The organism is Sphingomonas sp. GW821-FHT09E03 (assembly GCF_059416225.1).
This window is the reverse complement of sequence record NZ_JBWKOS010000008.1, coordinates 122,523-148,884: the sequence shown is the minus strand read 5'-3', so window position 1 is coordinate 148,884 and position 26,362 is coordinate 122,523. Positions and strand designations below refer to the sequence as shown.

General features: G+C 66.1%; 28 protein-coding genes and 1 tRNA gene. 10 read left to right on the top strand and 19 right to left on the bottom strand.

Annotation, left to right across the window (positions count from 1 at the left end; genetic code table 11):
• The first annotated feature begins 348 nt into the window (after window positions 1-348).
• The 3 genes from AC07M8_RS15710 to AC07M8_RS15700 are packed head-to-tail and all read left to right on the top strand — an operon-like array spanning window position 349 to window position 2,926.
• The gene (locus AC07M8_RS15710) at window positions 349-864 is read left to right on the top strand and encodes a DUF3489 domain-containing protein (RefSeq protein WP_495175257.1); all 516 of its coding nucleotides are present in this window, start codon (window positions 349-351) and stop codon (window positions 862-864) included.
• On the top strand, window positions 864-1,277 hold the full coding sequence (locus AC07M8_RS15705; RefSeq protein ID WP_495175256.1) for a DUF2924 domain-containing protein: 414 nt from the start codon (window positions 864-866) through the stop codon (window positions 1,275-1,277). The genes AC07M8_RS15710 and AC07M8_RS15705 overlap by 1 nt, the downstream gene beginning before the upstream one ends.
• Window positions 1,274-2,926, top strand: a complete 1,653-nt coding sequence (locus AC07M8_RS15700; RefSeq protein WP_495175255.1) for a recombinase family protein — start codon at window positions 1,274-1,276, stop codon at window positions 2,924-2,926. The genes AC07M8_RS15705 and AC07M8_RS15700 overlap by 4 nt, the downstream gene beginning before the upstream one ends.
• Window positions 2,927-2,941: 15 nt before the next feature.
• Here the strand turns inward: AC07M8_RS15700 and AC07M8_RS15695 are convergent, their stop codons facing one another.
• Both AC07M8_RS15695 and AC07M8_RS15690 read right to left on the bottom strand, forming a co-directional pair.
• Entirely contained in the window at window positions 2,942-3,118 is a 177-nt protein-coding gene (locus AC07M8_RS15695) for a hypothetical protein (RefSeq protein WP_495175254.1), read from the bottom strand.
• A 75-nt stretch (window positions 3,119-3,193) separates the two neighbouring features.
• The gene (locus AC07M8_RS15690; RefSeq protein WP_495175253.1) at window positions 3,194-3,397 is read right to left on the bottom strand and encodes a helix-turn-helix domain-containing protein; all 204 of its coding nucleotides are present in this window, start codon (window positions 3,395-3,397) and stop codon (window positions 3,194-3,196) included.
• On the opposite strand from AC07M8_RS15690, the gene AC07M8_RS15685 reads away from it, so the two are divergent.
• Both AC07M8_RS15685 and AC07M8_RS15680 read left to right on the top strand, forming a co-directional pair.
• Window positions 3,302-3,913, top strand: a complete 612-nt coding sequence (locus tag AC07M8_RS15685; protein ID WP_495175262.1) for a hypothetical protein — start codon at window positions 3,302-3,304, stop codon at window positions 3,911-3,913. The genes AC07M8_RS15690 and AC07M8_RS15685 overlap by 96 nt on opposite strands.
• Window positions 3,914-3,979: 66 nt before the next feature.
• A complete protein-coding gene (locus AC07M8_RS15680; RefSeq protein ID WP_495175252.1) occupies window positions 3,980-4,357 on the top strand; it encodes a zinc ribbon domain-containing protein in 378 nt (125 codons plus the stop codon).
• 69 nt (window positions 4,358-4,426) lie between these two features.
• Here the strand turns inward: AC07M8_RS15680 and terL are convergent, their stop codons facing one another.
• From terL to AC07M8_RS15660, 4 genes are all read right to left on the bottom strand, one after another.
• Window positions 4,427-5,914: a phage terminase large subunit gene (gene terL / locus AC07M8_RS15675; RefSeq protein WP_495175251.1), complete on the bottom strand. Its 1,488-nt coding sequence runs from the start codon at window positions 5,912-5,914 to the stop codon at window positions 4,427-4,429.
• Window positions 5,911-6,408: a DUF5681 domain-containing protein gene (locus tag AC07M8_RS15670; RefSeq protein ID WP_495175250.1), complete on the bottom strand. Its 498-nt coding sequence runs from the start codon at window positions 6,406-6,408 to the stop codon at window positions 5,911-5,913. The genes terL and AC07M8_RS15670 overlap by 4 nt, the downstream gene beginning before the upstream one ends.
• The gene (locus AC07M8_RS15665; protein WP_495175249.1) at window positions 6,395-7,813 is read right to left on the bottom strand and encodes a site-specific DNA-methyltransferase; all 1,419 of its coding nucleotides are present in this window, start codon (window positions 7,811-7,813) and stop codon (window positions 6,395-6,397) included. Before AC07M8_RS15665 ends, AC07M8_RS15670 begins: the two co-directional genes overlap by 14 nt.
• A 776-nt stretch (window positions 7,814-8,589) precedes the next feature.
• Window positions 8,590-8,680: transfer RNA gene (locus AC07M8_RS15660), tRNA-Ser, on the bottom strand.
• Window positions 8,681-8,769: 89 nt separating this feature from the next.
• Here AC07M8_RS15660 and AC07M8_RS15655 point away from each other — a divergent pair.
• Window positions 8,770-9,615 (top strand): peptidylprolyl isomerase, encoded by an 846-nt coding sequence (locus AC07M8_RS15655; protein WP_495175248.1) that lies wholly within the window; start codon window positions 8,770-8,772, stop codon window positions 9,613-9,615.
• A 37-nt stretch (window positions 9,616-9,652) separates the two neighbouring features.
• On the opposite strand, the gene AC07M8_RS15650 is transcribed toward AC07M8_RS15655, so the two are convergent.
• The 7 genes from AC07M8_RS15650 to AC07M8_RS15620 all read right to left on the bottom strand — a co-directional run bounded on the left by AC07M8_RS15650 (window position 9,653) and on the right by AC07M8_RS15620 (window position 19,314).
• A complete protein-coding gene (locus AC07M8_RS15650) occupies window positions 9,653-10,255 on the bottom strand; it encodes an ABC-type transport auxiliary lipoprotein family protein (RefSeq protein ID WP_495175247.1) in 603 nt (200 codons plus the stop codon).
• Window positions 10,256-10,257: 2 nt separating this feature from the next.
• Window positions 10,258-11,223 carry an MlaD family protein gene (locus AC07M8_RS15645; protein ID WP_495175246.1) on the bottom strand — a complete coding sequence of 322 codons (966 nt, stop codon included), beginning with the start codon at window positions 11,221-11,223 and terminating at the stop codon, window positions 10,258-10,260.
• Complete coding sequence (locus tag AC07M8_RS15640) at window positions 11,223-12,155, bottom strand: ABC transporter ATP-binding protein (protein ID WP_495175245.1); 933 nt, start codon at window positions 12,153-12,155, stop codon at window positions 11,223-11,225. The genes AC07M8_RS15645 and AC07M8_RS15640 overlap by 1 nt, the downstream gene beginning before the upstream one ends.
• Window positions 12,155-13,255, bottom strand: a complete 1,101-nt coding sequence (locus AC07M8_RS15635; RefSeq protein WP_495175244.1) for an ABC transporter permease — start codon at window positions 13,253-13,255, stop codon at window positions 12,155-12,157. The genes AC07M8_RS15640 and AC07M8_RS15635 overlap by 1 nt, the downstream gene beginning before the upstream one ends.
• 82 nt (window positions 13,256-13,337) lie before the next feature.
• Window positions 13,338-14,603, bottom strand: coding sequence for a DUF445 domain-containing protein (locus tag AC07M8_RS15630; RefSeq protein WP_495175243.1), 1,266 nt, complete (start codon window positions 14,601-14,603; stop codon window positions 13,338-13,340).
• Window positions 14,604-14,876: 273 nt separating this feature from the next.
• Window positions 14,877-18,113, bottom strand: a complete 3,237-nt coding sequence (locus AC07M8_RS15625) for an efflux RND transporter permease subunit (RefSeq protein WP_495175242.1) — start codon at window positions 18,111-18,113, stop codon at window positions 14,877-14,879.
• A 1-nt stretch (window position 18,114) separates the two neighbouring features.
• A complete protein-coding gene (locus AC07M8_RS15620) occupies window positions 18,115-19,314 on the bottom strand; it encodes an efflux RND transporter periplasmic adaptor subunit (RefSeq protein WP_495175241.1) in 1,200 nt (399 codons plus the stop codon).
• Window positions 19,315-19,523: 209 nt separating this feature from the next.
• Here AC07M8_RS15620 and AC07M8_RS15615 point away from each other — a divergent pair, with 209 nt between their 5' ends.
• On the top strand, window positions 19,524-20,261 hold the full coding sequence (locus tag AC07M8_RS15615; RefSeq protein ID WP_495175240.1) for an SIMPL domain-containing protein: 738 nt from the start codon (window positions 19,524-19,526) through the stop codon (window positions 20,259-20,261).
• A gap of 70 nt (window positions 20,262-20,331) precedes the next feature.
• Here AC07M8_RS15615 and AC07M8_RS15610 read toward each other — a convergent pair whose 3' ends face one another.
• The 3 genes from AC07M8_RS15610 to AC07M8_RS15600 all read right to left on the bottom strand — a co-directional run bounded on the left by AC07M8_RS15610 (window position 20,332) and on the right by AC07M8_RS15600 (window position 21,310).
• Entirely contained in the window at window positions 20,332-20,589 is a 258-nt protein-coding gene (locus AC07M8_RS15610) for a GlsB/YeaQ/YmgE family stress response membrane protein (RefSeq protein WP_267394227.1), read from the bottom strand.
• 90 nt (window positions 20,590-20,679) lie between these two features.
• Window positions 20,680-20,979 carry a CtrA inhibitor SciP gene (gene sciP / locus AC07M8_RS15605; RefSeq protein WP_267394229.1) on the bottom strand — a complete coding sequence of 100 codons (300 nt, stop codon included), beginning with the start codon at window positions 20,977-20,979 and terminating at the stop codon, window positions 20,680-20,682.
• Between the two features lie 103 nt (window positions 20,980-21,082).
• Window positions 21,083-21,310: a hypothetical protein gene (locus AC07M8_RS15600; RefSeq protein ID WP_267394231.1), complete on the bottom strand. Its 228-nt coding sequence runs from the start codon at window positions 21,308-21,310 to the stop codon at window positions 21,083-21,085.
• Window positions 21,311-21,445: 135 nt separating this feature from the next.
• Between AC07M8_RS15600 and mnmA the strand changes: the two genes are divergently transcribed.
• Both mnmA and AC07M8_RS15590 read left to right on the top strand, forming a co-directional pair.
• On the top strand, window positions 21,446-22,555 hold the full coding sequence (gene mnmA, locus AC07M8_RS15595) for a tRNA 2-thiouridine(34) synthase MnmA (protein WP_495175239.1): 1,110 nt from the start codon (window positions 21,446-21,448) through the stop codon (window positions 22,553-22,555).
• Complete coding sequence (locus AC07M8_RS15590; RefSeq protein WP_495175238.1) at window positions 22,552-22,836, top strand: UvrB/UvrC motif-containing protein; 285 nt, start codon at window positions 22,552-22,554, stop codon at window positions 22,834-22,836. The genes mnmA and AC07M8_RS15590 overlap by 4 nt, the downstream gene beginning before the upstream one ends.
• Window positions 22,837-22,964: 128 nt before the next feature.
• Here AC07M8_RS15590 and AC07M8_RS15585 read toward each other — a convergent pair whose 3' ends face one another.
• From AC07M8_RS15585 to pdxH, 3 genes are read right to left on the bottom strand one after another with little or no spacing between them, the layout of a single operon-like run.
• Window positions 22,965-23,759 (bottom strand): PhzF family phenazine biosynthesis protein, encoded by a 795-nt coding sequence (locus AC07M8_RS15585; protein ID WP_495175237.1) that lies wholly within the window; start codon window positions 23,757-23,759, stop codon window positions 22,965-22,967.
• 42 nt (window positions 23,760-23,801) lie between these two features.
• Entirely contained in the window at window positions 23,802-24,749 is a 948-nt protein-coding gene (locus AC07M8_RS15580; protein ID WP_267394239.1) for a cation diffusion facilitator family transporter, read from the bottom strand.
• A complete protein-coding gene (gene pdxH, locus AC07M8_RS15575; RefSeq protein WP_495175236.1) occupies window positions 24,746-25,324 on the bottom strand; it encodes a pyridoxamine 5'-phosphate oxidase in 579 nt (192 codons plus the stop codon). The genes AC07M8_RS15580 and pdxH overlap by 4 nt, the downstream gene beginning before the upstream one ends.
• Before the next feature lie 133 nt (window positions 25,325-25,457).
• Between pdxH and ku the strand changes: the two genes are divergently transcribed.
• Window positions 25,458-26,357, top strand: a complete 900-nt coding sequence (gene ku, locus AC07M8_RS15570; protein ID WP_495175235.1) for a non-homologous end joining protein Ku — start codon at window positions 25,458-25,460, stop codon at window positions 26,355-26,357.
• Window positions 26,358-26,362: the final 5 nt, after the last annotated feature.

Genomic DNA, 26,362 nt, shown 5'->3' with positions numbered 1-26,362 from the left:
ACGGCTGTTTACGCCGATCACCACCCGAAAGCGGCCGGGCGGCTCACCCCCACCGGCAGGCGTCCGAGCCCCCTACTGCGCCACATGAACGAAAGGGCACAAACCCAGGCGGCTGCTCTAAAGCGGACGAGCCGCTTTCCACCAAAAGCCGCCGGTCTGCTGGCACCCCAACCGGTAATTTGGATCGACGCTGCACATTCCATTCGACTTCGTCGCGCACCAGAGCGACAGCGTCATCACCCGAACCGCGGGCTACTAGGTCGCCCCGCATCGCCCCAGGTGAGCTGCTCACCGGGGCTCTGGCTGGTGGGGCAGCATCGGTGCTGCTCAGAGCCGGAGACCAGCATCATGATCAAATTGAGTGACACCCAGCGCATCCTGCTCGCCGCCGCTTGCCAGCGCGCCGACGGCAGCGTGCTGCCCCTCCACGCCAGCATCAAACGCGGCGGCGGCATCACGAAAGCCATCGCAGGGCTCGTTCGGCAGGCGCTGGTCTTGGAGCGCGAAACAACAGACTTGGCAGCCATCCACCGCTCCGAGGGAGATCTGCGCTTCGGTGCCTTCATCACAGATGCCGGCATGGCCGCGATCGGCGTCATCGCTGACGACAAGGGTGCAAATTCGACGGCCGCCTCTCAACTGCCCGAGATCATCGACGTCGAAAAGACGCCGACCAAGATCGCGACGGTACTCACGCTTTTGGCGCGGCAGGACGGTGTTCCGATGCCTGAGTTGATGACGGCCACGAGCTGGCTGCCGCACACGATCCGCGCCGCCATCACCGGGTTGCGCAAAAAGGGCCACCGCATCCAGCGGATCAAACGCGATGGCATGACCTGCTACCGCATCGTGGGAGCGGCATAATGGGAGTGGCAAGCGATATCGCGGAGCTCGCCACGCTGCCCTCTGACGCACTGCGGCAACGATGGCGCAGTCTCGTTGGCACCACAGCGCCCAAGGTCAGCCCGAAGATGCTGCGCCTGGCACTTGCCTGGGAGATACAGGCGCGCGCTTCTGTCGGCCTCTCACGCGCCACGAGCCAGACGTTAGACCAGCTTGGTCGCGGCCAGACCCGAACACAGGCGCCAGCGCCGGGCATGCGGCTCGTGCGCGAATGGCAGGGTCGGATCCACGTCGTCACGGTCGGCGAGGACCAGGTGATCCGCTGGGACGAGCGCGAATGGCGCTCGCTCAGCGAGGTTGCCCGCGCAATCACCGGCACGCGCTGGTCAGGCCCTGCCTTCTTCGGCCTCAAGAAGAAAGCGGTGGCAGCATGAAGACGGTACGCTGCGCGATCTACACCAGGAAGTCGTCGGACGAGGGTCTGGAGCAAAGCTTCAACAGCCTCGATGCGCAGCGCGAGGCATGCGCTGCCTATATCCTTAGCCAGGCCAACGAGGGCTGGTCGGCGCTGCCGGAGATCTATGACGATGGTGGGCTGTCGGGGGGCACGCTCGAGCGCCCTGCCCTCAAACGCCTGCTCGCCGAAGTGGGCGCCGGCCGCGTCGACATTATCGTCGTGTATAAGGTCGACCGACTGACCCGCTCGCTGTTCGACTTTGCCAAGCTCGTCGAGACGTTCGACGCGGCGGGTACGAGCTTTGTATCGGTCACCCAGTCGTTCAACACCACGACCAGCATGGGGCGCCTGACCCTCAACATGCTGCTGTCGTTCGCGCAATTCGAGCGCGAGGTTACCGCCGAGCGCATTCGCGACAAGATCGCTGCATCCAAAGCGCGCGGCATGTGGATGGGCGGCACGCCGCCACTTGGCTATGCGCCCAATGACCGCAGCCTCGCCATCGTCGAGGAGCATGCCACACTCGTGCGGCATCTGTTTGCCCGCTATCTGGCGCTCGGCAGCGTGCGGCGGCTAATGGAGGAACTGGCACAACGCGGCGTGACGGTACCGGTCAGGACCACGGTAGGCGGTAAGCCGCTTGGCGGCGGCGGCTTTACCCGCGGCCAGCTCTACCAGATCCTCAAGAACGTTATCTACATCGGCAAGATCGGCCACAAGGACAAGGTCTACCCCGGACTTCACCCGCCGATCATCGACGAAGAGACTTTTGCTGCCGTGCAGGCGATGCTCGCCGAACATCTCCAGGGCCACCGCAGCGGGGCCGCTGCTGCCGAGAGCAGCCCGCTCGCGGGCAGGATCGTCGATGGTTCAGGTGAGCCGTTGGTCGCGACGCACGCCACCAAGAACAAGGTGCGCCACCGTTACTATGTCAGCCGCGCCTTGCACCAGGCAAAGCGCGATAGCGGGCTACGCATACCGGCCCGGGAGATCGAGGCGCTGGTTGCCGAGCGGGTGCAACAACTGGTGCGTCAGCCGTTGGAGCTCGCCGCCATGGCAGCGCTCGACGTACAGGTTCACCAGGTTGCAGATCTGCATGCCCGCTGCGAGGCGCTCGCCGAGGGCCGCTCCTCTGCCTTTCTTGCCATTGTTACGATAGTGCAAGTCGGCGAAGCCACGGTGACGCTCACCTGCAACACCGCGGCGCTCGCCAGCGCGATTGGCATGCACCAGCGTGCCGGGGCACCGGTAACCATCGGCATTGACTGTGCTGCTCGGCTGACGAGGTCGGGACGCGCGCTGCGGCTGGTGCAGGACAACGGTGCTACTGCAAAGGCGACACCCGACCGCTCGCTGATAAGCCTGCTTGTTCAGGCAAGGCGCTGGTGGGGCACGCTACGGGGCGGCGAGATGAGCACTACCGAGCTTGCCGCACGCGAAGGCGTGACAAGCTCCTATATCTCGCGTGTCATCCGACTTGCCTTTCTTGCCCCTGCCGTCACCGAGGCTATCCTTGCCGGGCGCCAGCGTACCGGAGTGACCGCTGCCAGCCTCACCGCGGAAGGAGCGATTGCCGCCGATTGGCAGGCGCAGATCGCGACACTGCTGCCGGCGCGAGGCCGCTGACGGCCTCCGTTGCGGTCACGCACGGCGAATTACGTCGACGGCCTCGGCGATGGCGTTCAGGTCCCCGGCAAGCTCGCGTAACTCCCGCGGGCGGTCGGGATGCAGCGGATCCAGCACCACCTTGGCGGAGAGGTCCTCCATGAGCATGCCCGCGGCCGTGATTTGCACCCTAATCATCTCGTCTGCGGTCATCGCCTGCCTCCTGACTATGACCAAAGCCCTGCCGGGTGAAAGAAGTCGAGCCGCAGCTTTTTCCGGCGCCCGTGATCAGGCAATCAAGTCGCTTGCCGGCACGTCGAAGGGCACCGCGAGCTTCTCGACCAGCGTAATCGTCGGATTACGGGCCGCCCGCTCGAGATCGCTCACATAAGTGCGGTGGATGCCGGCGCGATCGGCATAGTCTTCCTGGCTCCACCCGTGCTGGGTCCGCAGGCGGCGGAGGTTTTTGGCAAGGCGCTGGCGAACATCCACACCCGTTTGAAGACCCCGCTGTCGACGATTAATCTACAGACGATGAGTGACATTCTCGTTGATTTCCTCCCGCCTTCGAGCATGAGACGTGTCACTGATCGTCGACAACGTGGTCGGCGTACGAGGGGGAACATGAGCATTCTAAAACACATAGAGGCCACTGCCGCACGCCGCGCCGCTCGAGATGTCTGGCAGGAGGTATGCCGCGGAGGATTGGTGGCGTTGATGCTGGGTACGGCCGGTTGCGCCGCTTCACCCTGGGGCTTCCCGGTCCCGACCATGATCGGTGATGAACAGGGTGTGGCGATGACCGGCATCATCAAGGCTAGCACCGAAGAGGATGTTCGCCGTCGACTGGCCGAGAAGATGAAGTGCCCGGATCGCCTTCATTTCGCGAGCCTGACAACCGAACGCGCCGACAACGCCTTGGGCACGAAGATGCTTCTCTACAAGGCGGTGATGAGGTGCGACAGCACACAAACGACCCCGTCTTCTCGCCGTCAGCAGGTGAAGTAGCATGCGTCGTGGAGCATCCGGACAAAGCCCTTGCCTTCTTATCGACACTGAGTTTGGAGCAGGCACATGGGTCCGCTGATCGGTCTTATAACCATTCTGCTGTGGGCCGGTTTGAACGCCCTCATTGCGGTGAAACGCAACCGGTCAGGCATCGCGCTATTCGCGCTTTCTACGGTTCCGGTGGTGCCGATCCTCCTGCTGGTGTCGATAGGCACCGGCGGTGACGGCGTCATCATGGGTTGGTTTGCGTTCGCGAGCCCGCTTGTCGCGTTCATTACCGCGTTAGCGATGGCCGACGGCAAGGAAGCCGCCGCACGGCATGGTGACCATGGCGACTATGTGCGCTGCCCCTCCTGTGCAGAACCAGTACGCAGGCTTGCCGTTAAGTGCCGCCACTGCGCCAGCAATCTGCCCTCATCCGGGGAGACCTCATCTCGCACCTGACAAGCCCGCACGCAGAGTAGTTCGCGACAACGTCCCCTACGCCGGACGCCAAGGCATCCGCCGTAGCGTCTATGCAGGCCGAGTTGGGTCTGCAGGACGCCCCCAGGGGCGAGACGAGTGATGGACCGGCCGCCGGAGACGCTGGGTAACCGGATCTACTTCCGCGATAACCCATGCCCAATGTCGCTTCTGGTGGCTGACGAATTGGCTAAGGCTGTCGACCTGGTCGTCGTGTCGACCATGCGGGAAAGCCCGCAGCTCCTTGCGAAACTCGTCCAGCCAGGGCGCCTCGGTCGGCAGAAGGATGTTCCCGGCTTCGATCTCTCCAAAGCAGCCAGTAAAGCGCGTCATCTTGTCCACGGCAACTCGGCAAAGCATCGGCACGAACTTGCCAGAGAGCCGTATGTCCTGCGCAACGGATTTACCCGCCCCGGCGTCTTCGATAAGTACCCTGTCGGGCTTCCACTGCTGCCAGAGGCGGATCAACTCGTTGCGAAGATCGGGAAAGTCGAGCCGCCGGCGGTAAACATCGAGCAAGTACCATTTATCGGTTCGGAAGCCCCAGGTTGTGCAAACCGAGAAGTCGCTGGTGGGGGCCGCGCTCATACCGGTGTCCCAGCTTTGGACGATCTTGGTGAAGGCATGACGAGCCGGTGCCTCGTCGTACGTCCTGAACCATTCCATCCGGATCGCGTTGCCTTCTGGCGCAACCGGGTCCTGTTGGTATTGAGCCGAGAAGACGGCCGGGCCAAGCTCGCGTCGGATGCCATCGAGCAGCGCGCGATCCTCGCGCGCCGGGTTGAGGAGGTCGCCGACCGCCCGCCGGTGAACGCGACCAGGCCCAATTGGAACAACTTCCTCGCGTTCCGCTATCGCGGGCAGGTTGAGGTGCCGGTAGCCGCGTTCGAGAAGCATTGCCGGCAAATCGTCTTCATGGAGCCGCTGCTGGATCGACAGGATGCGCCCGGTCTGCTTGTCATTCAGACGCGTGAAGAGGGTGTTGCCGAACCAGCCCTTGACCTCCTCGCGGCTGGTCACGCTTTTGACGTCGTCGGCCTTCATGCAGTCGTCAACGATGATCAGGTCGGCACCGAAACCGGTGACCGAGCCGCCGACCGACACGCCCTTGCGCATGCCCCCCTGTGTGGTGACGACTTCGAGCGCACGGTTGCCGCCATCAGCAATACGCGTGTTTGGGAACAGGTCCCGATACCATCCAGCCTCAAGTAGCGTCCTACATTGCACGGCGTGCTGCCGGGAGAGTTCCTGGCTGTAGCTTGCGACCATGATTTTTAACGTTGGGTTCCGCCCGAGCGCCCATGCAACGAACGCGACCGACGCTGTAACGGATTTCAGATGGCGGGGCGGCACCGTGATCACGAGCCGGCGCTCCTCTCCGCGCTCGATCTGCTCGAGCGCGTAGCACATCGATTGAATATACCAGCCACACTCCAACGGCTGTTCGCCTGGGTGCAGTGTCTCAAACGACTTCACGAGGAAAAGACTGAGGCGCTGGCGGCGCGCGGCCGCCAGCGCTTTGTACTGCAGCGGTGTCACGACCCACCCGCCTCACCTGCAGCGGCTTCACCGAGCAGGATCTCACGCAGCAGCGCCAGGCTCGCCACGTCGGCGTCGGTGATATCCTGCACCGCCTCGGCTCCTGTTGCTCCCGACGCCGTTGCCGGCAACGCTTGTGCGTTCGCATAGTGGCGCAGCATCTGGTCGATGGCGCGGGCGTTACCTTTGCCGGCAAGCTCAATGAGCTTGCGCAAAAGCACCTCGACGCGAGAGACATGACGGCGGCCTTCCGGCGTGTTTACCGCGATCCGCTCGTCAAGAAGCTCCAGGACCAGCGTGTTGAGGTTCTTCGATCCTCTTTTGCGGCCCTTCGGATTGCCTGACTGTCCTTTCTGAAAGCGGGTGTGCACCGGCGGCTTGCCGTAACCGACTTCATAGCTCGGCTTTTCTGGTGCTGGCGGCGGCGCGGGTATTGGCTGGGCTACGGGACGCCGGCGTGGCCGGGCGGGCGGCAGGTTCTCATGCGGTGACATGATCAGCCTCCTCCTCATCGAGCACAGCCGCATCAGCAGGCACGTCGTTCTGCAGGCGGCGCTCGGCAGCAACCGCTGCCCACGTCCGACCATCGCCATCGAGGACGGCGGCTCCTCCCGTCATCTGCTGCCAACGCTCGATCGCAACATCGATGTAGCGTGGCTCGATCTCGGTGCCGTAGCCAGCACGCCCGGTGCGCTCTGCAGCGAGCAGCGCCGTGCCCGAACCCATGAAGGCGTCCAGGACGATGTCGCCCTGATGGGTGACATCGCGGATCGCATCCGCGACCAGCGCAATGGGCTTCACGGTTGGATGGTCGGCGAGGTCCTGCATACGGCTGGCCCCGAAGCTGTTCACGCCGGCATAGTCCCAGACGTTGGTGCGGTAGCGGCCATGCTTGCCGAGTTCGACGTTGTTGACGTGTGGCTCCCGACCTTTCTTCGCGATCGCGATCAATTCGTGCTTGGACCGGTACAGTGACCCCATTCCGCCATTGGTCTTGTTCCAACAGCACAGATTCAGCATCGACAGGGCGTTGTTGTCGATCGCGGCGAGAAGCTCGCGCAGGTGCCGCCAATCCATGCAAACATCGACGACACCGCCGTCCATCACGTGGGGCAGCATCGAGGCGAGGAACTGGCTGAGGAAGCCGGTGAACTCGTCGCGGCTCATCTCGCCCGACGCTTGTGCAAACTCGGCGTGCTGCACCTTGCCAAGGCCACTGACGTGGCCGGTGATCGGCACGTTGTAGGGTGGGTCGGTGAAAATCATCGCAGCGGTTTTGCCGTTCAGCAGTCGGTCCCACGACAAAGGCTCGAGTGCCGATGCACACAGGAGACGGTGTCTGCCGAGCAGCCAGAGATCTCCGGGCCTAGCCACGGCAACGACTCGCGGCGTCGGCTGTTGATCCGCAGGGTCGGCAACAGAACCGGCATCTGGCTCTGCCTGTGAGAACAAGGAATCAATTTCTGCAGACGACCAGCCCATGCTTTCTACCTGAACCTCGTCGAGAGAAATGATCTCCTCGAGTTCGATCGACAGTGCGTCTATGTCCCAAGTCGCTAATTCGGGCAGGCGATTATCCGCGAGGCGGTATGCCTTCACCTGTGCTGGCGAAAGGTGGTTGGCGGAGATGGTCGGGATGTCCTTGAGGCCGACACGCTTCGCCGCTTCAACCCGGGCGTGCCCGGCGATGATCTCGCCATCCACAGCAACAAGCACCGGTGCGTTGAAGCCGAACTGCCGGATGGAGGCTTCGAGTGCTACCAGTTGGCGCTCCGGATGTTTACGAGCGTTCCGTTTGTAGGCGATGAGATCAGTAGGACGACGGTAGGTGATAGGCCCGAGGCGTGCGAACAGCATCTCGCTGTCCGTAGAGCGGGCGCGCGTTTTTGGTTGCGACATTGCGCAGCTCCTTCTGACGTCTGCCAGTCAAGAGCGCGCGCCTCCTCGATCGCTACAGCGAGCGATCGAGGACCAGCGAGCCACCTGCTTGGCAAGAACGTGACTGATGTGCGGTGATGCCGCTGACGTGCTGTCGCGGACTGCTCCGAGGCCGGATGGCCTGGCAGAGAAGTGGGTCGCTAGATTTATGTTGACAAGGTCGAATTGAAGATTTTCCCATTCGACCCACGCGCTACGCGGCGGCGCTCGTTGCTATTCTCGGACACAACGATCCGGTTCCCTGCTACGCGGCCTAGGGAATTCCACCATAAGTCGCTTTGGCATCCCCCTTTTTTAGGACCCGAATTGGCGGCGAATGCCCGCAGACTGACGCCTTTCCCTGTAGAAGGCGGCGTTTAGGGAAAATACGAGCGCCGAAATGGCAAACGGTACTGGCGGCGGAGGCCGCAGAGATAACAGGGAATTTGGCGACTGATTTTGACCGTGAGACGAGTCTCCGAGCTACGGTTTTGCAAGCAAAGGCCGCGGACCGCGCCGCATCTCGCAGATCGGTCTGCAGGGAATGCGCTTCAGCAGACTAGGTGGCGGGGCGAAATGGATTCGAACCCTCGATATGCTTCGTCGTAAACTACCAGAAACACGCCACTTTTCGCGCGATTGCGTACGAACAGAGAACAAACGCCAGAATTGCTCAAAATTGCGTACCGAATCACCGCGTTTTAGGCAGCTTGCGATCGATCGATTTTTCAAAAAGCGTCGCAAAAGCAATGACTTGTTGGCGGAGCGGGAGGGATTCGAACCCTCGATACGCTTTTGACGTATACTCACTTTCCAGGCGAGCGCCTTCGACCACTCGGCCACCGCTCCGCATTTCTCCTGGAAGCGCGCGCCTAGCGCGTTGATCGGCATGTCGCAAGCGATTGCGCAACGGGCAGTGCTCGGGCAGTCTCCTGCCCATGATCACCATGCTCGCGCTCGCCGCGCTTCAGGCTGCCACGCCTGCCGCCGCCACCCCTGCCGACCCGATAGAGGCGGACTGGCGGGCGATCCCTGACGATCAGTTGCTGGTGGTCACGCTCGCCACCGGCAAGAGCGTCGTGATCCGGCTCGCGACGGCTTATGCGCCGGCGCATACCGGCAACATCCAGGCCCTTGCGCGAGCGCATTGGTGGGATGGCACCAGCGTCTATCGGGTGCAGGAAAACTGGGTGACGCAATGGGGCGACGAGAGCGAGAAGAAGCCGCTGCCTGCCGGCATCGTGCGCGCGCCGCGCGCCGAGTTCGAGATCGATGGCTTCGCGCCGGCGCAGCGGCTGGCGAAGGCGGACAGCTATTCGACTGCATCGGGGGTCACCGCCGATGGCTGGCCGGTGGCGACCGACGGCAAGGCGGCGTGGCTGACGCATTGCTACGGCATGGTCGGGGTCGCGCGCGATGCGCTGCCCGACACCGGCAGCGGCGCCGAGCTGTTCACCCCGATCGGCCAGTCGGCACGGCGTCTCGACCGCAACTACACCGTGGTCGGCCGGATCGTCGAGGGTATGCAGTATTTGTCAGGGCTGCCACGGAGCGACGCGGCAATGGGCATGTATGCCACGGCCGCCGAGCGCGTGCCGATCGTGTCGGCCCGGCTGGCGAGCGACCTGCCCGCGGCGGGCCGCCCGCATTTCCAGTATCGCGCCGCCGACAATCCGCGCTTTGCCGCCGCGATCGCCAAGCGCGAGAACCCCGAGCCGCCGACGGTGTCGCTCGGCGGCGCCGCGGTGTGCGACGTGCTACCGGCGGTCCGCCGCGCACCCTGACCCGCCGTCGCCAACCGGCCTGCGCAGCAAGTGGCCTTCAGCGAGCGGCGCCGACCCAGTCCGCCGCCTGCGCCGCGACCTGATTGGCGGCCTGGCTGAGCGCAGGACCGGCCGAGCCGGCGTCGATTGATGTGACCGGCACGCGAGCCTCGAAGCGGCGCTTCTCGACGCTGGTCTCGCCGGCGCGGGTCAGGGCCGCGTCATAGGTGACGACCGCCTCGCGGGTAGCGGCATCGAGCCCGAAGTTGCGCAGCTCGCCGGTCAGCACCGCGCTGGGATCGCTGATCGACTGGACGGTGGAGAGCACCACCATGTTGGTGCGCGCCGACACCGTGTCCGACAGCAGCCGCGCGAACAGCCGCGCGGGCGGCTCGGCCCATTGCGCGTTCTTGACATAGGCGATCGTCGTCGGCGTCGATTGCACCGGCACCCGTGCCGTGGCGATCGCGGTCGGCGTCGCGGGCACCTGGATGGTGATCGAGCGCGCATGAGCCGAGCTCTGCTCAGCGCCGACCGCCGGCGAGGCAGCCGCCTGCAGCGTCAGCAGCGTGGGCGGGGGCTTGGCGCCGAAGCTGATGCAGCCGGCGAGCGGCGGCGTCGCGACCAGCAGCAATGACAGGGTGGCGAGCTTGGTCTTCATGGTCACTTGCCCTTGTAATCGGGGAGGCGCTGCTGGCCGACCAGCGACGTGGCGCCGCCCTGGTCGACCTTGTCGGCGATCGAGGATAGCGCGGTCGCGGTCACGCGAAGATCGCGGACCAGGCGGTTGGCCTCGGGGATGGTCTGCTTGGAGAAGGTCTGCAGGCCCGGGCGTGCATCCTGGATCGCCGAGTTGAGCGTTTCGGCGCTCTGCTGGGCCGAGGCGATCGCCTTGTTGAGGTTCTGCATCGCCGGATGGACGTCGTCGGTGAGCACGCCGTTGGTGGTGTTGGCGAGCGCGCCGATCGACTGGGCGGCATCGCCCGCCTGCTGGATCGCGACCCGGGTCTGGGCGAGCGTCGCGGCGATCTCAGGCCCGCGGTCAGCGAGCGCGTCGGTCAGCCGGTTGGTGTTGTCGAGGATCCCGGCGATAGAGGCCTGGTTGCGATCGGTGAGCAGGCCGGTGAGCCGCTCGGTGAGCGTCGACAGGCGCTCGAGCAGCTGTGGCGCCGAATTGAGGATCGCGCCGAGGCCGCCCTGCTTGGTCGGGATCACGGGAACGCCATAGGGGCAGTCGTTGGCGGCATTCTGCTCGGGGCAACCGATTGCCGGTGCGCCCTTGCGGGCGCCATCGAGCGCGACCTGGCTGACCCCGGTGAATCCGACGCCGGAGATGGTCGCGGTGGTGCCGAGCAGCACCGGCGTGTCGTTGTTGACGCTGATCCGCACCCGCACATATTGCGGGTCGTTCTTCCACAGGTTGATCGCCTTGACCTGGCCCGAGGGCACGCCCGAGAAGGTGACCGACGACCCCTTGGCGAGACCATCCACCGACTGCTTGAAGAAGATGTCATACTCCTTCTCCTCGGTGCCGCCTAGGCGGGCGATCCACACGGTGAAGATCGCGAGCACGGCGAGCAGGATCAGCACCACCGCGCCGACGATCACATGGTTGGAACGGGTTTCCATCAGTTAGTCCTCGCCTGTTCGGCCGGCGTCTCGGTGTCAGCGGCACCCGTCGCCTTGAGTTCGGTTTGCTTGACGTCGGTGGGGTGCTCGGCGGCCTCGGCATCGGCGCTGCGGTGCGCGACGATCCCGGCCTGCGCTTCTTGCGTCGCAACCGCGGCGCGGCCGCGCGGGCCCTTGAAATATTCTTCGATCCACGGGTGATCGAGCGCGAGCAGCTCATCGATGGTGCCGACCGCGATCACCTTTTTGTCGGCGAGCACGGCAACCCGGTCGCAGATCGCGTACAGCGAGTCGAGATCGTGGGTGATCAGGAACACCGTGAGGCCCAAGGTGCGCTGCAGCGAGCGGGTGAGCTCGTCAAACTGCGCGGCACCGATCGGGTCGAGCCCGGCGGTGGGCTCGTCGAGGAAGAGCAGCTCGGGATCGAGCGCCAGTGCGCGGGCGAGGCCGGCGCGCTTGCGCATGCCGCCCGACAGCTCGGCGGGGAACTTCGGCCCAGCGTCGGCCGGCAGCCCGGTCATCACCACCTTGTAGGCAGCGATCTCGTCGAGCAGCGCCTGATCGAGCTCGGGATAGAATTCGCGCAAGGGGACTTCGACATTCTCGGCGACCGTCAGCGTTGAGAACAAGGCGCCGCCCTGAAACAGCACGCCCCAGCGCTTGCGAATGTTGGTCGCCTCGGTTTCCTCGCGGCCGATGGTCGGCTCGCCAAATACCGTGATCTCGCCCGCGATCGGGGTCTGCAGGCCGATGATCGAGCGCATCAACACCGACTTGCCGGTGCCCGAGCCACCGACCACACCGAGGATCTCGCCGCGGCGGACATCGAGATCGAGTCCCTCGTGGACCACCGAATCGCCGAACGCGTTCTTGAGGCCCCTGACCTGGATGACCGGCTCGTCGCGGTCGCGGCCCGTGGTGCTACGTGCCATCAGTTCCACCCCACCCAGGTGAAGAACACCGCGAAGAAGGCATCGAGCACGATCACCAGGAAGATCGCCTGGACGACCGCCGAGGTGGTGCGCAGGCCAACCTGCTCGGCATCGGATTCGACCAGCATGCCCTGGAAACAGCCGGCAACGGCGATGATCAGCCCGAACACCGGCGCCTTGATCAGGCTGATGAACAAATCGGTGATCGGCACCACCTCGCGGATGCGCTGGATGAAGGTGACCGGCGGGATATCGAGGCTGATCCAGCACAGCAGCCCGCCGCCGATCATTGCGATCAGCGACGAATAGAAGGCGAGCAGCGGCATCAGCAGCACCGCCGCGAGGGTCCGCGGCAGCACCAGCGCCTCCATCGGCGAGACGCCGATGGTGCGCATTGCGTCGATCTCCTCGGTGAGCTTCATCGTGCCGAGCTGCGCGGCGAACGCCGACCCCGACCGACCGGCGACCATGATCGCCGTCATAAGTACACCAAGTTCACGCAAAGTGAGCCTGCCTACCAGGTTAATGGTAAACACTTCTGCCCCAAATTGCCGGAGCTGGACCGCACCCTGCTGGGCAATGACGATGCCGATCAGGAAGCTCATCAGCCCGACGATCGCCAGCGCCTGGACGCCGACCACCTCGAAGCGGTGCACCGTGGCATTGAAGCGGAAGCGACTCGGGTGGCGGATCACCGTGCCAAAGGCGATGGTGGTGGCGCCGAGGAAGCCGAGCAGGCCGTAGAGGGTACGGAACGTCACCATCACCGCGTCGCCGACCTCACCGAGCAGCGCGCTGAAGGCGTTCTTCTTGACCGGGCGCATCGCGACCGGCTGGTCGGCGGCGACCACCTGGTTCATCAGCTGCTGGCCGTCCTCGTCGAGCCCCTCGACCTTGGCGTCGTGCTTGGTCGCCAGACGGTGGACCAGCCAGGCGCCGACGGTATCGATGCGGTCGATCCCGGACAGATCAATCTGCACGACCCGGCCATCCACCGAATCGAGCCGCTCGGGCAGCTTGCCCAGCGATCGTAGTGAAAGGTCACCGGAAAAGCGCAGCGTCCCGCCGCTATCCTGCTCGAAATCGGCCATCGCGCTCATCGCCGTCATCCTTGGGCGAAAGCAACGCGAACGGCAAGCTGAATGCTGAACGTGCCGAACCGAGTGGCGGCGGGCGATCGCATCAGAGCAGCACGTCCACCGTGTGGATGGCGAGGCCGACCAGACCGCCAACAATGGTACCGTTGACGCGGATATATTGAAGATCGCGGCCGACGGCATTTTCGAGCCGCCGGGTGATGGTGCGCGCGTCCCAGCCGCGCACCGTTTCCGAGACCAGCCTGACGATGCCGTCGCCATAATCGGCGGCGACACCGACCGCGGTGCGGCGCACGAAGCGGTTGATGGTCCGTGCCAGCCGCGGATCGTGCTGGACCGTCTGGCCGAGCTGGCGGAGCATGTCGCCGAGCTTGCCCGCCATCGCCGCCTCGGGATCGCGCGCGATGCGCAACAGCCCGGCGCGAGCCTGCTCCCACAGCCCATCGAGCCAGCGCTGCATCGCCGGATTGTCGATCAGCTCGTTCTTGAGCGCCTCCACCCTAGCGCGGGTGCGGCGATCGTGCTGGAGATCCCAGGCGAGGCGATCCAGCCCCTCCTCGGCCTTCAGCCGCAGCGGATGATCGGGATGCTCGGCCATCTCCGCGAGCAATTTGTCGAGCCCGTTGATCAACTTGTCGGCGACCGTCTCGTCGAGCCCGGTCCAGCGCAGAATCGAGCCGGCGCGATCATGGACCATCTCGCGGATCATGTGGTCATTGACCTGCAGCGTCTTGCCCGCCCAGCGGATCGCGGCGTCGAGCAGCGGCGCGTGGCGGTTCTCGGCAATGGCGGCCTTGAGCAGCTGGCCGAGGATCGGCGACACCTCGGTGCCCCGCAGCCGCGCGCCGATGGTGGTCTTAACCATGCCGCCGAGCCGCGCCGGATCGAAGGCGGCGAGCATTTCGGCGGCCATGCGCGATGCGCCGCGGCGGACGCGACCCCCGCCGTGCGGCGGGTTGGCCAGCCAGCGGCCTGCCGCGCCGGCGACATCGAGCCGATACATCCGCCGACCGACCACGCGGGGGGTGAGGAAATTGGAGCGGAGGAACTGCGCCAGCGTATCGCCGATCCGATCCTTGTTGCGCGGCACGATCGCGGTGTGCGGGATCGGCAACCCGAGCGGATGGCGGAACAGCGCGGTGACCGCGAACCAATCGGCGAGGCCACCGACCATCGCCGCCTCGCTGAACGCCTGGACGAAGCCCCAGGCCGGATGACGATCAACCAGCGCGCGGCTGGCGAGGAAGATCGCCGCCATCAGCACCAGCAGCCCGGTCGCGATCATGCGCATGCGCGTCAGCGCCGGCGGGACGCCCTCCGGGTCGGCGCTCGCGCGGGAAAAGGGCATCATCGGAAGGACAATCCCTGAATGGCGGGATTGTTCAAGGACGATGTCGCTCGCCGGTAAAGGTAAACAGGGGCGATGGGCGGTCGTGGGTCGCTACAGCTGCGCACGACCATGGTGTCACCCGTGCCGGATCCGTCCCTAGAAGCATCGTGCCAGCGAAGGCTGCGGCCTCTGGCGGTACCGTTCCCGCTCCCCGACACAGAGCCCCGCCCTCGCCGGGATGACGCATGGGATGACGGCGCAGACGGGCGCCGTTGCCCTGCCCGCTCCCTCACCTCACTCCGCCGGCTGGGCACCCTCATCGCCGTCGTGATAGCCGATCCGCCCGGGGACCGGCCCGAGCGCCGGCGCATTCGGGCCGGCGATGCCGACCACGGTCGAGCCGTCGTCGCCGGGGCGATAGGTGAGCAACCGCCGGCCGAGCCGCGGCCCGACATAGCGCTCGATCCCGACCGCAAGGCTGAACGCCGCCGGCACGATTACCAGGGTAAGCACGGTGGAGAGGATCAGCCCGCCGATCACGACGATGCCCATTGGCGCGCGCCACGAGCCGTCGCCGCCGAGCGACAGCGCGGTCGGGATCATGCCTGCGACCATCGCCACCGTGGTCATCACGATCGGCTGCGCACGCTTGTGCCCGGCATCGATGATCGCGGTCAGCGTGTCGACGCCCTTGCCCATCTCCTCGAGCGCGAAGTCGATCAGCAGGATCGAGTTCTTGGCGACAATGCCGATCAGCATCAGCAGGCCGATGAACACCGGAAGCGACAGCGGGTTGCCGGTCGCCCACAGAGCGAGCAGCCCGCCCAGCGGCGCGAGCAGCAGCGACGCCATGTTGACGAACGGCGGCAGTGCCCGGCGATAGAGCAGCACCAGCACCGCGAAGACGAGGAAGGTGCCCGAGATCACCGCGACCACGAAGTTGTTGAGCATCTCCTGCTGCCACTTGGCCTGGCCGAGCGTCAGCCGGTTCACCCCGAGCGGCAGGTCCTTCATCACCGGCAGGTTGTCGATCTGCTTCTGCGCGATCCCCGAGACGATGCCCGGCGCGAGATCGGCGCCGATCGCGATGCGGCGCTGCTGGTTGACGCGGTCGATCTGCGTCGGCCCCGATCCCAGGCTGATGTCCGCAATCAGGCTCAAGGGCACCGAGCCGCCGGTGGTGGTGGAGACCGGCAAATTCTGGATCGTCGACAATTCGGTGCGCGCGCCTTGGTCGAGCGCGACGCGGATCGGCACCTGGCGGTCCGACAGCGAGAAGCGGGCCGAGTTCTGATCGATGTCGCCCAGCGTGGCGATCCGGATCGCGCTCGACAGCGCCTGGGTGGTGACGCCGAGATTGGCGGCGAGATCGAGCCGCGGCTTGATCACGATTTCGGGGCGCTGGAGATTGCCCGAGATCCGCGGCTGGGTGATCGTCGCCAGGTGCGACATCTGCTCGACCAGTGTGTTGGCGGTCTTCTGCAGCAGCTCGGGATCGTCGCCACCGAGCACCACCGTCATGTCGCGGCCGGACGAGCCCCAGCCGAACTGCGAGCGGAAGCCGACGCGGGCGTCGGGGATCTTGGCGAGCTCGGGCGCGAGATTGCGCTCGAACTCGGTGCTGGTAACCTTGCGGCCATCCTTGAGCGTCGCGGTGACGCGGCCGGTGTTGACGGCACCGCCGGTGCCGGTGCGCGAATAGACCGACTGCACCTCGGGCTGGCGCCCGAGCAGCGCCGCGACCCGGCTGACGACGATGTCGGTCTGGGCGAGCGTGGTGCCCGGCACCATCTCGATCGTCGCGGTGGAATCGTCATTGTCCTGCGGCGGCGAGAATTGCATCGGCACCACGCCGAACATGAAGATGGTGGCGACGAACGCCGCCAGGCCGAGGCCCATCACCCACATGCGATGATCGCGCCAGCGGCTGGTGAACCGGTGATAGCCACCCTGGGCGGCGCGCGCCTTGGCGCGCGTGCTGTCCAGCGTCCAGCGCAGCACCGCCATATAGGCGTCCATCAGCCTGCCCTCGCCGTGGCTGGCATGGCCCGCCGCTTTCAGGAAATAGGCGGCGATCATCGGCGTGATCAGGCGCGCGACGGCGAGGCTCATCAGCACCGAGACGACGACGGTAAGGCCGAAGTTCTGGAAGTACTGCCCCGAGATGCCGGGCATCAGGCTGACCGGCATGAACACCGCGACGATCGACATGGTGGTGGCGAGCACGGCAAGGCCAATCTCGTCGGCGGCGTCGATCGAGGCCTGATAGGCGGATTTGCCCATCCGCATGTGGCGGACGATGTTCTCGATTTCGACGATCGCGTCATCCACCAGCACGCCCGCGACCAGGCTGAGCCCGAGCAGCGTCATCTGGTTGAGGTTGAAGCCGAGCAGCTCCATGAACCAGAAGGTGGGGATCGCCGAGAGCGGGATGGCGAGTGCCGAGATCAGCGTCGCGCGCCAATCGCGCAGGAAGATCAGCACCACCAGCACGGCGAGGACGGCGCCCTCGATCATCGCATGGATGGCCGATTCATACTGCATCTCGGTATATTTGACGCTGTTCGAGCGCAGCACGAAGTGAACGCCAGGGTTGCGCTTCTCGAGCGCCTCCAGCTTCTTCACCGCCTCCTTGAACACCGCGACGTCCGAAGCGCCCTTGGCGCGCTGGAAATCGAAGCTGATCGCCTGGCGCCCGTCCACCGCGGCACGGCTGCGCTGCTCGGCGTAGAGATCGCGGACGATGGCGATGTCGCCCAGCCGGACGGTGCGGCCGTCGCCGACGTTGATCTGGGTGGCGGCGAGCTGGTTGGCGTTGCGGGCATTGCCGAGCACGCGCACCGATTGCTCGGAGCCGGCGATCTCGGCACGGCCGCCGGCGGCGTTGAGGTTAATCAATCGCAGCTGCTGGTTGACTTGGCTAGCGGTAAGCCCCTGGCTTTGCAGCTTGAGCGGATCGAGGATCACGCGGATCTCGCGGCTGACGCCGCCGTTGCGGTTGACCGCGGCCATGCCGGGTACCGACAGCAGTTCCTTGGTGACGGTATTGTCGATGTACCAGCTGAGCTGCTCCACCGTCATGTCGCTCGCGATCGCCGAATAACTGGCGAGATCATTGTCGGTGGTGTCGGCGCGGAAGATCTGCGGCTCGAGGATGCCCTCGGGCAGGTCGCTGCGGATCTGGGCGATCTTGTCGCGCGTATCGTTGACCGCGCGGTCGATCGGCGTGCCGATTGCGAGCTGGACCACGGTGGTGGAGCTGCCCTCGGTGACGGTGGAGGTGATCTCGTCGATGCCCTGCAGGCTGCGCACCGCCGCCTCGACGCGGTTGGTGACCTGGTTTTCGAGCTCGGTCGGCGCCGCGCCGGGCTGGCTGATGACGACGATCACGACCGGGAAATCGATATCCGGATCGTTGTTCACGTCCATCCGCATGAACGCCACGATCCCCGCCAGCGTCAGCGCGATGAACAGCACGATCGGGGGAACCGGGTTGCGGATCGCCCAGGCGGAGATGTTGCGGAAGCTCATGTCAGCTCGCCTTCAAATCGGCCGCGACTACGGCGGCCTTGATCACCGGCTTGACCTTCTGGCCCGGCGCCAGGAAGCCGCCCGCGGACAGCACCACGCGCTCATTGCCGGCAAGGCCGCCCCGCACGATGACGCCGGCATCCGAGACCTGGCCGATCTGGATGTTGCGCCTCTCCACCTTGTTGTCGGCGCCGACGATATAGACGAAGCTGCCCTTGTCGTCGCTCTGCAGCGCCGAATCGGGAAGCAACGGCGCCATCGCGGTGCCGCCGACGATGGTCGAGGCGGCAAAGCCGCCCGGGCGCAGCGACGGATTGTAGGTGAGCGCAATGCGGGCGATGCCCTGGCGGGTCTGCGGATCGATCACCGGCGACACCTGCCACACCTGGCCCTGATAGCCCTGATCCGAGCCGACCGGGGTGACGGTGGCGCGTGCGCCGACATGGATGCCGGCGAGATCGGCTTCGCTGAGCTGGGCACGCATCTCCATCTGCCCGTCCATCGCCATGCGGAACAGCATGCCGCTGCCCGAGCTGACGATCTGGCCCGGCTCGGCCTGGCGGGTCAGCACCAAGCCGGCGGCAGGTGCGCGGATGTCGAGCCGGCCGGTGCGCGCATTGGCCTCACGCCACGATGCCTGGGCGACGCGGACGCGCGCGGCGGCGGCATCGCGGGTCGCGGTCAGCCGCTGGAGATCGGCCTTGGAGATGAAGCCGCGGTCCACCAGCTGCTTGGCGCGATCGAGCTCGGCCTGGGCGATGCTCTGGTCGGACTGCGCCACCGACACCTGCGCGGCGAGCGATTGTGCGGTCTGCACCTGGACCGAGCGATCGATGGTCGCCAGCACCTGGCCGGCGCCGACCCACTGGCCCGGCTCGACCAGCACGCGGGTGATCATCCCGCCCTCGCCGGCGACGCCGACCGGCATCTCGCGCTTGGCGGCAAGCGTGCCGGTCGCCGAGACGGTGCGGTCGATCGCCTTGCGGCCCGGCACCACCACCGACACCGACGGCAGCTGCTCGGTCGGCCCCGCCGGCTTGGCGTCCTTCTTGCCCGCGGCGAACATCCACCAGCCGAGCGCCAGCAGCACGATCAGCACGAGCGCGCCGATCACGATCCTGCGACCACGGCGCGACGGTGCCGCCTCGCCCGGCAAGGCCAGCCGCTCGTCGTGCCCCAGCGATCCCGTCTCGTAGTCCATGCGTGTTACATCCCCGTCCCGGTCACGCGGGCCGCCGCGTCGCGCAGCTGTGTTATATGAATAAGTCACTGCGCTCAAGCCCCCCGGTTGGCGCGGCGCCGCTCATGCCTGATTTATTTGGCACGCGCAATATAGTGGCGTCGTTCAGCCCGGGTTGATCTTTGTTGCACCAAGCGACGGCACGTCACGCAAGTAACGGGAGAGAATATATGAACAGCACATCGGCAAGCTCGATCGCGGTCCTGGCGCTGCTCGGCGCGGTGCCGGGCGCCGCCGTGGCGCAGACCGCGACCACGGTGGAGCCGCTGGTGCCGGCACAGGGCACGATCCTCGACGTCAGCGCCGAAGGGCGCACCACGCGGGTGCCGGATCTCGCCACGGTGCGCGCCGGCGTCGTCTCGCAGGGCGATAACGCCGCGGCGGCGCTTGCCGACAATGCGGCGCGGATGGCGCGGGTGCTCGCGGCGGTGAAGCGCGCCGGGATCGCAGCCCGCGACGTCGCCACCGCCAGCGTCCAGCTCAGCCCGCAATATCGCTACGCCGATGGCCAGCCGCCGGCGATCACCGGCTATCAGGCGAGCAACACCGTCTCGATCCGCTTCCGCGACGTCGCCAAGGCAGGGCCGGTGCTCGATGCGCTGGTCGCGCAGGGCGCCAACCAGATCGACGGGCCGTCGCTGTCGATCGACCAGCCCGATGCCGCGCTCGACGAGGCACGCGGCGATGCGGTGAAGCGCGCCCGCGCCCGCGCGGCGCTGTACGCGACGGCGGCAGGGCTGCGGGTGGTGCGCATGATCTCGATCGCCGAGGCCGGCGAGGATGCCGGCAATCCGGGGCCGCAGCCGATGTTTATGGCGCGTGCGAAGGCCGCGGATGCGAGCACCCAGATCGCCGCGGGCGAGAAGCAGGTCAGCGTCACGCTCTCGGTGCGCTTCCTCCTGCAATAGGCCACGAAAAAAGGGCCGCCCGGTCGCCCGGACGGCCCTTTCCACTGTTTTAGCGTGACGAAGCGCAAGCTTAGCGGACGCTGCCGCGACGCACCAGGTTGACGATCGCGAGCAGGATGATCGCACCGAGCAGCGACACCAGGAACGAATAGATCGTCAGCGGCGCGTTGTTGATCGAGCCGCCCGACATGATCAGGCCACCGATGAACGCGCCGACGATGCCGACCACGATGTTAAGAAAGATGCCCTGTTGGCCATCGGTACGCATGATGATGCTGGCCAGCCAGCCGATGACGCCGCCGATGATCAGCCACAGAATGATACCCATAAGTCCCTCCATTGCACCCCTAGCGGGCTCTGGCGGAAAGACTCACGAGCGCAGAAATTTGTTCCGTTGCCGTTTCGTTATGCCCCGGGCTCAATATTTCTGCTGGCGCTCGTACAGTGACTTATAGTGCTGGATCCGCGTCACCCGCAGTCCGGGCATGCCCGAACGGTCGATCGCGCGCTGCCAGCCGGCGAATTCCTCCACCGTCAGATTGTAGCGCGCGCAGACATCGTCCACCGAGAGCAGCCCGCCGTTGACGGCCGCAACCACCTCTGCCTTGCGGCGCACCACCCACCGCGTCGTCGACGGCGGCGGCAGCGAATCCAGGGTAAGCGACTCGCCGAGCGGGCCGATTACCTTGGCGGGGCGGATTTTCTGGTTCTCGATCATTACTCAACCTCGATCGGGGCGGGGGCCCCCTACCTGAACTCTGTGACGTGACCTTAAAGGTGGGACTTGAAGATCACCTGAAACGCCAAGGTTAATAGTTCGTTTACTCGTCCTTCCATCGCAGCAGCGCTGCGGCCATCGGTCCGTTAAACGCGCCGTCCAGTGGTGCGAGCAGCCGCGACGTATCCGTCAGTCGTCCGAAGCTCGCCTGCACCGCCGCGGTCTGGCTGCCGGTCTGCCGAGCCGCGATCCCCACCATCAGCACCGCCAGGTCGCTGGGTAGCTGGGTGACCTCTGACTCTCTGTCAAAACCGGGGAAGCTCAGATCCAACGAACGGTCTTTCCTGTCGTTATCGTCGGCAACCCCTAGCCGCGGTCTGGTGAAGGCGGGGTAAAGCGACCCGCAAGGGATCGTGAACCTTCCCTAATTTTGCGGTGAGCCGTGGAAGCGCCTATGTAGGCTGCCATGAACGAGGTGGATTTCCAGCTGTCCGGCCCTGCCGCCGCCAAGCGCATCGTCGTCGCCATGTCCGGCGGCGTCGACAGTTCGGTGGTGGCCGCGCTCGCCGCGCGCACCGGCGCCGAGACGATCGGGGTGACGCTGCAGCTGTATGACCATGGCGAGGCTGTCGGCCGTGCGGGCAGCTGCTGCGCCGGCCGCGACATCCGCGACGCGCGCGCGGTGTGTGACACGCTCGGCATCGCGCATTACGTCTTCGATCACGAGACGAGCTTCCGCGAACAGGTGGTCGACCGCTTCGCCGACGAGTATCTCGCCGGGCGCACCCCCATCCCGTGCGTCCAGTGCAACACCGGGCCGAAATTCACCGACCTGCTCACGCTCGCCCGCAATCTCGGCGCGGATTGCCTCGCCACTGGCCATTACGTCCGCCGGATCGAGGGCGCGGCGGGCGCCGAGCTCCACCGCGGCGCCGATCCCGCACGCGACCAGAGCTATTTCCTGTTCGCCACCACGCAAGCCCAGCTCGATTACCTGCGCTTCCCCCTGGGCGGGCTGCCCAAGGCGCGGGTGCGCGAGATCGCCGCCGAGCTCGGCCTCGGCGTCGCCGCCAAGCCCGACAGCCAGGATATCTGCTTCGTGCCCGACGGCGATTATGCCGGGCTGGTCAAGAAGCTGCGCCCCGAGGCCGATACCGCCGGCGACATCGTCGACCTCAGCGGCCGCAAGCTCGGCGAGCATCGCGGCATCATCCACTTCACCGTCGGCCAGCGCCGCGGGCTGGAGATCGGCGGCAGCCCCGAGCCGCTCTACGTGGTGCGGGTGGACGCGGCCGCACGCCAGGTGGTGGTCGGCCCGCGCGCCGCACTGGCGGTGGAGGCGGCGCAGATCACCGGGCTCAACTGGATTGGCGGCGACCATCGCGGGCCGCTCACCGCCAAGGTGCGCTCGATGGCCAAACCGGTGCCGGCGCGGCTGGCGGGCGACCGGCTGGTGTTCGACGCACCGGAATATGGCGTCTCGCCCGGCCAGGCGGCGGTGCTCTATGCCGGCGATCGCGTGCTCGGCGGCGGCTGGATCGCGGCAACCGAGGCGGCACTCGCCGCCGCGGCATGACCGTCTCGATCGCGGCGTTGCGGGAGGCCATGGAGGCCGCCGCTGCGGCGCTCGATTTCGAGGAAGCGAAGCGGCTGCGCGACCAGATCAGCCTGTTGCGCGCCGCCGGCGAGGCGAGCGGCATCGAGATCGACCCCAGCGGGCTGCAGCGCCAGCAGCCCGGCGCGATGGGGCTCGGCACCAGTCAGCAGCGGATGACGCCGCCGGCCGGCTGGGTCAAGCCGCGCAAGCCCGATCCGATGACCAAGGGCCGGTCGCGCGGGCGCAAGCCCCTGCCGTAACCCCGTGTCCGTTCGTGCTGAGCCTGTCGAAGCACTGTGAGACTCATGCCCTTCGACAGGCTCAGGGCGAACGGAACATTAAGGTTGGCCAGGATCAGGCGTTGTAAGCGCCACGCCTCGTCGCTGCCTCACGGCAGCAGGAACGTGCCCTCGATCACCGTCACGCAGCTGCCGCCGAGCACCACCCGGTCGCCTTCGAGCGAGCAGGTCAACCGCCCGCCGCGCGCACTCGCCTGATAGGCCGTGAGCCGGTCCCGCCCGAGCCGCTCAGCCCAATAAGGCACCATCACCGCATGCGCCGAGCCGGTGACCGGATCCTCGTCGATGTCGAAATAGGGCGTGAACACGCGGCTGGCGATATCGGTATCGTCCCCCGGCGCGGCGACGATCGCCACATAGGGGCCGAGCGCGGCAAGCGCGCGCAGATCGGGATCGGCAGCGCGGACAGCCGCCTCGTCGGCGACCAGGATCAGCGCATAGCCGCTTTCATGCCACAGCGTCTCGATCGCTTCCACCCCCAGCGCGGCCACCATCTCGGGCAGCGGCCGCGGCGCCGGAGTCCAGGCCGGCAGATCCAGACGGTAGCGGTCGCCCGCGCGTGCGACCTCCAGCATCCCGGACCGGCGCGTGGCGAACCGCACCTTGATCCGGTCGGCATCGGACGACAGCACGAAATGGCCGCTGGCCAGGGTGGCATGGCCACACAGCGCGACCTCGGCGGCGGACGTGAACCATCGCAGTTCGAAATCGGCGTCGCCGTCCTTGGCCGGCACGATGAAGGCCGTCTCGCTGAGGTTGTTCTCCGCGGCGATCTTCTGCAGCAGATCATCGGCCAGCCATTCGGCGAGCGGTAGCACCCCGGCCGGATTGCCGGCAAAGGGCGTGTCGGTGAAGGCGTCGATCTGGGCGAAGGGTATTCTCACGCGATCAATCCTCTGCGGGGCCGGGCAAGCGCGTCGCCGCGCCTATAGCCGCTTGCTGAACCAATGCGGGGTAACGTCGGCCTCGACCAGCGGGTTGTCGGTATCGACATGGCCCTCGGGATCGAGGTGGATCAGCACCTCCACCTTGGGGAAGGCACCACGCAGCTTGACCTCGACCGCCTCGACGATGTCGTGCGCCGCGCTCACCGTGAGGTTGCGGTCCACTTCCATGTGGAATTGCGCGAAATCGTGGCTGCCCGAGCGCCGGGTGCGGAAATCGTGGATGCCCCTGATCCCGGGCTGGCGCGCCGCGACCTCGAGAAAGGCGTGGCGCTGGTCCTCGGGCCACTCCTTGTCCATCAATTGGTCGATCGCGTTGGACGAAGCCTGGAACGCGCCCCAGGCGAGCCACAGCGCGATGGCGATGCCGAAGATCGGATCCGCCTTGTGCCAGCCGAGATATTGATCGACCACCAGCGCGACGATCACCGAACCGTTGAGCAGCACGTCCGACTGGTAATGGACATTGTCCGCCATGATCGCGACCGAGCCGGTCTGGCGGATGATGCGGCGCTGATACCAGAGCAGCACGGCGGTGGCGGCGATCGCCACCACCGACACGCCGATGCCAAAGCCTGCGTCGCCGGTCGCGCCATTCTCGCCAAGCGCGGTGATCGCCCGCCAGCCGATTGCCGCCGCCGAGGCGGTGATCAGCGCGACCTGGAACAGCGCCGCGAGCGCCTCCGCCTTGCCATGGCCGAAACGGTGATCGTGATCGGCGGGCTCGGCGGCGAGGCGGACGCCGTAGAGCGTCACCAGGCTGGCGAGCAGATCGAGCACGGTATCGGCAAGGCTGCCGAGCATCGCCACCGAGCCGGTCTGCCAGGCGGCAAAGCTTTTCAGCGCCAGCAGGAAGCACGCCATCGCCACGCTGGCGAGCGCGGCGCGCGTGGCCAGGGGCAGGATCCGGCGGCGTTCGTCACCCGTCATGGGAACAGCAATCCCTCGCTCCACCCGTCGCCATCGCGGGTGAACAGCCGGCGCTCATGTAGCCGATGCGCCCGGTCCTGCCAAAACTCGATGGCATCGGGGGTGACGCGATAGCCGCCCCAATGCGACGGCCGCGGCACCGGACCGCCCTCGAACCGCGTCGTCATCTCGGCGACCCGCGCCTCGAACGTCTCGCGCGCGTCGAGTGGGCGCGACTGGTCCGACGCCCAGGCGCCGAGCTGCGAATCGCGCCCGCGGCTGGCGAAATAGGCATCCGACTCGGCATCGGTGGCGAGGCTCACCTGGCCTTCGATGCGGATCTGCCGGCGCAGCGACTTCCAGTGGAACAGCAGCGCCGCCTGCATGTTCGCGGCGAGATCGGCGGCCTTGCGGCTGCCGCGGTTGGTGTAGAACACGAAGCCATCGGGGCCATGGCCCTTGAGCAGCACCATGCGCACCGAGGGGCGGCCCGATCCATCGGCGGTGGCCAGCGCCATCGCGTTTGAGTCGTTGATTTCTGATGCGCGTGCCTCGGCATACCAACTGTCGAACAGCACAAAGGGATCGGTGGTCATGCGCCGCCCTTAGCGACTTTCGGCGACGCCGTCATGCCGAGCCGTCAGGCAGCCGGCGATGCGGTTTCGGCGGCCACGGAACGACTCCGTCGCCGGGGAATTGAATCGGCCCCGCAACGAGGTGTTTTTCCGCATGGCCGCACGCGCTTACTGGCAAGGGCAGATCAGGCTCGCCCTCGTCTCGATCCCGGTCGAAATCTATTCCGCCACCAAGAGTGGCGCCGCGGTGTCGTTCAAGCAGATCCACGAGCCCTCGGGCCAGCCGATCCATTATGAGAAGGTCGTCACCGGGATCGGCCCGGTCGACACCGACGAGATCATGAAGGGCTATGAGGTGTCGAAGGGCGAGTTCGTGCTGCTCGAGCAGGACGAGATCGATGCGGTGAAGCTCGAATCGAAAAAAACGCTGGAGCTCACCCAGTTCGTCGATGCGAGCGAGATCGACGTCATCTATTACGAGAAGCCCTATTTCGTGGTGCCGGCCGACGACCTTGCCGAAGAAGCGTTCATCGTGCTGCGCGAGGCGCTCAAGCGGACCAAGAAGGTCGGGCTCGGCCAGCTGGCGCTGAGGGGGCGTGAATATGTCGTCAGCCTCAAGCCGTGCGGGCGCGGCATGGTGCTGGAGACGCTGCGCTATGCCGACGAGGTCAACAAGGCGCAGAGCTATTTCCGCGAGATTCCCGAGGGGAAGCCCGACGAGGATCTGCTCGATCTCGCCGAGGCGCTGATCGAGAAGAAGACCGGTGCGTTCGATCCGCAGGAATTCCACGACCGCTATGTCGATGCGCTGAAGGAGCTGGTCGAGCGCAAGCGCAAGGCCAAGGGCGGCAAAATCATCGAGGAGAAAGACGATGGCGGCGGGCGCTCGGCATCCAATGTCGTCGACCTGATGGCGGCGCTGAAGAAGTCGATGGAGAAGCCAGGCGCGTCGCCGGCCAAGGCAGCCCCGGCCAAGAAGCCCGCGGCGAAGAAGGCAGCGGCCGAGGACGCGCCGGCGCCGGCGAAGAAACCGGCGGCGAAGAAGCGGGCTTGAGGCTG

Excerpts from the sequence above, each read along its gene's own strand:
- AC07M8_RS15695 (WP_495175254.1), bottom strand. The coding sequence starts at position 3,118 with ATGACCGCAGACGAGATGATTAGGGTGCAAATCACGGCCGCGGGCATG.
- AC07M8_RS15655 (WP_495175248.1), top strand. The coding sequence starts at position 8,770 with ATGATCACCATGCTCGCGCTCGCCGCGCTTCAGGCTGCCACGCCTGCC.
- sciP (WP_267394229.1), bottom strand. The coding sequence starts at position 20,979 with ATGATCGAGAACCAGAAAATCCGCCCCGCCAAGGTAATCGGCCCGCTC.
- mnmA (WP_495175239.1), top strand. The coding sequence starts at position 21,446 with ATGAACGAGGTGGATTTCCAGCTGTCCGGCCCTGCCGCCGCCAAGCGC.
- pdxH (WP_495175236.1), bottom strand. The coding sequence starts at position 25,324 with ATGACCACCGATCCCTTTGTGCTGTTCGACAGTTGGTATGCCGAGGCA.
- AC07M8_RS15580 (WP_267394239.1), bottom strand. The coding sequence starts at position 24,749 with ATGACGGGTGACGAACGCCGCCGGATCCTGCCCCTGGCCACGCGCGCC.
- AC07M8_RS15650 (WP_495175247.1), bottom strand. The coding sequence starts at position 10,255 with ATGAAGACCAAGCTCGCCACCCTGTCATTGCTGCTGGTCGCGACGCCG.
- AC07M8_RS15710 (WP_495175257.1), top strand. The coding sequence starts at position 349 with ATGATCAAATTGAGTGACACCCAGCGCATCCTGCTCGCCGCCGCTTGC.
- AC07M8_RS15615 (WP_495175240.1), top strand. The coding sequence starts at position 19,524 with ATGAACAGCACATCGGCAAGCTCGATCGCGGTCCTGGCGCTGCTCGGC.
- AC07M8_RS15620 (WP_495175241.1), bottom strand. The coding sequence starts at position 19,314 with ATGGACTACGAGACGGGATCGCTGGGGCACGACGAGCGGCTGGCCTTG.
- AC07M8_RS15700 (WP_495175255.1), top strand. The coding sequence starts at position 1,274 with ATGAAGACGGTACGCTGCGCGATCTACACCAGGAAGTCGTCGGACGAG.
- AC07M8_RS15590 (WP_495175238.1), top strand. The coding sequence starts at position 22,552 with ATGACCGTCTCGATCGCGGCGTTGCGGGAGGCCATGGAGGCCGCCGCT.
- AC07M8_RS15625 (WP_495175242.1), bottom strand. The coding sequence starts at position 18,113 with ATGAGCTTCCGCAACATCTCCGCCTGGGCGATCCGCAACCCGGTTCCC.
- AC07M8_RS15705 (WP_495175256.1), top strand. The coding sequence starts at position 864 with ATGGGAGTGGCAAGCGATATCGCGGAGCTCGCCACGCTGCCCTCTGAC.
- AC07M8_RS15635 (WP_495175244.1), bottom strand. The coding sequence starts at position 13,255 with ATGAGCGCGATGGCCGATTTCGAGCAGGATAGCGGCGGGACGCTGCGC.
- ku (WP_495175235.1), top strand. The coding sequence starts at position 25,458 with ATGGCCGCACGCGCTTACTGGCAAGGGCAGATCAGGCTCGCCCTCGTC.
- AC07M8_RS15645 (WP_495175246.1), bottom strand. The coding sequence starts at position 11,223 with ATGGAAACCCGTTCCAACCATGTGATCGTCGGCGCGGTGGTGCTGATC.
- AC07M8_RS15680 (WP_495175252.1), top strand. The coding sequence starts at position 3,980 with ATGGGTCCGCTGATCGGTCTTATAACCATTCTGCTGTGGGCCGGTTTG.
- AC07M8_RS15610 (WP_267394227.1), bottom strand. The coding sequence starts at position 20,589 with ATGGGTATCATTCTGTGGCTGATCATCGGCGGCGTCATCGGCTGGCTG.
- AC07M8_RS15665 (WP_495175249.1), bottom strand. The coding sequence starts at position 7,813 with ATGTCGCAACCAAAAACGCGCGCCCGCTCTACGGACAGCGAGATGCTG.
- AC07M8_RS15640 (WP_495175245.1), bottom strand. The coding sequence starts at position 12,155 with ATGGCACGTAGCACCACGGGCCGCGACCGCGACGAGCCGGTCATCCAG.
- AC07M8_RS15670 (WP_495175250.1), bottom strand. The coding sequence starts at position 6,408 with ATGTCACCGCATGAGAACCTGCCGCCCGCCCGGCCACGCCGGCGTCCC.
- AC07M8_RS15630 (WP_495175243.1), bottom strand. The coding sequence starts at position 14,603 with ATGATGCCCTTTTCCCGCGCGAGCGCCGACCCGGAGGGCGTCCCGCCG.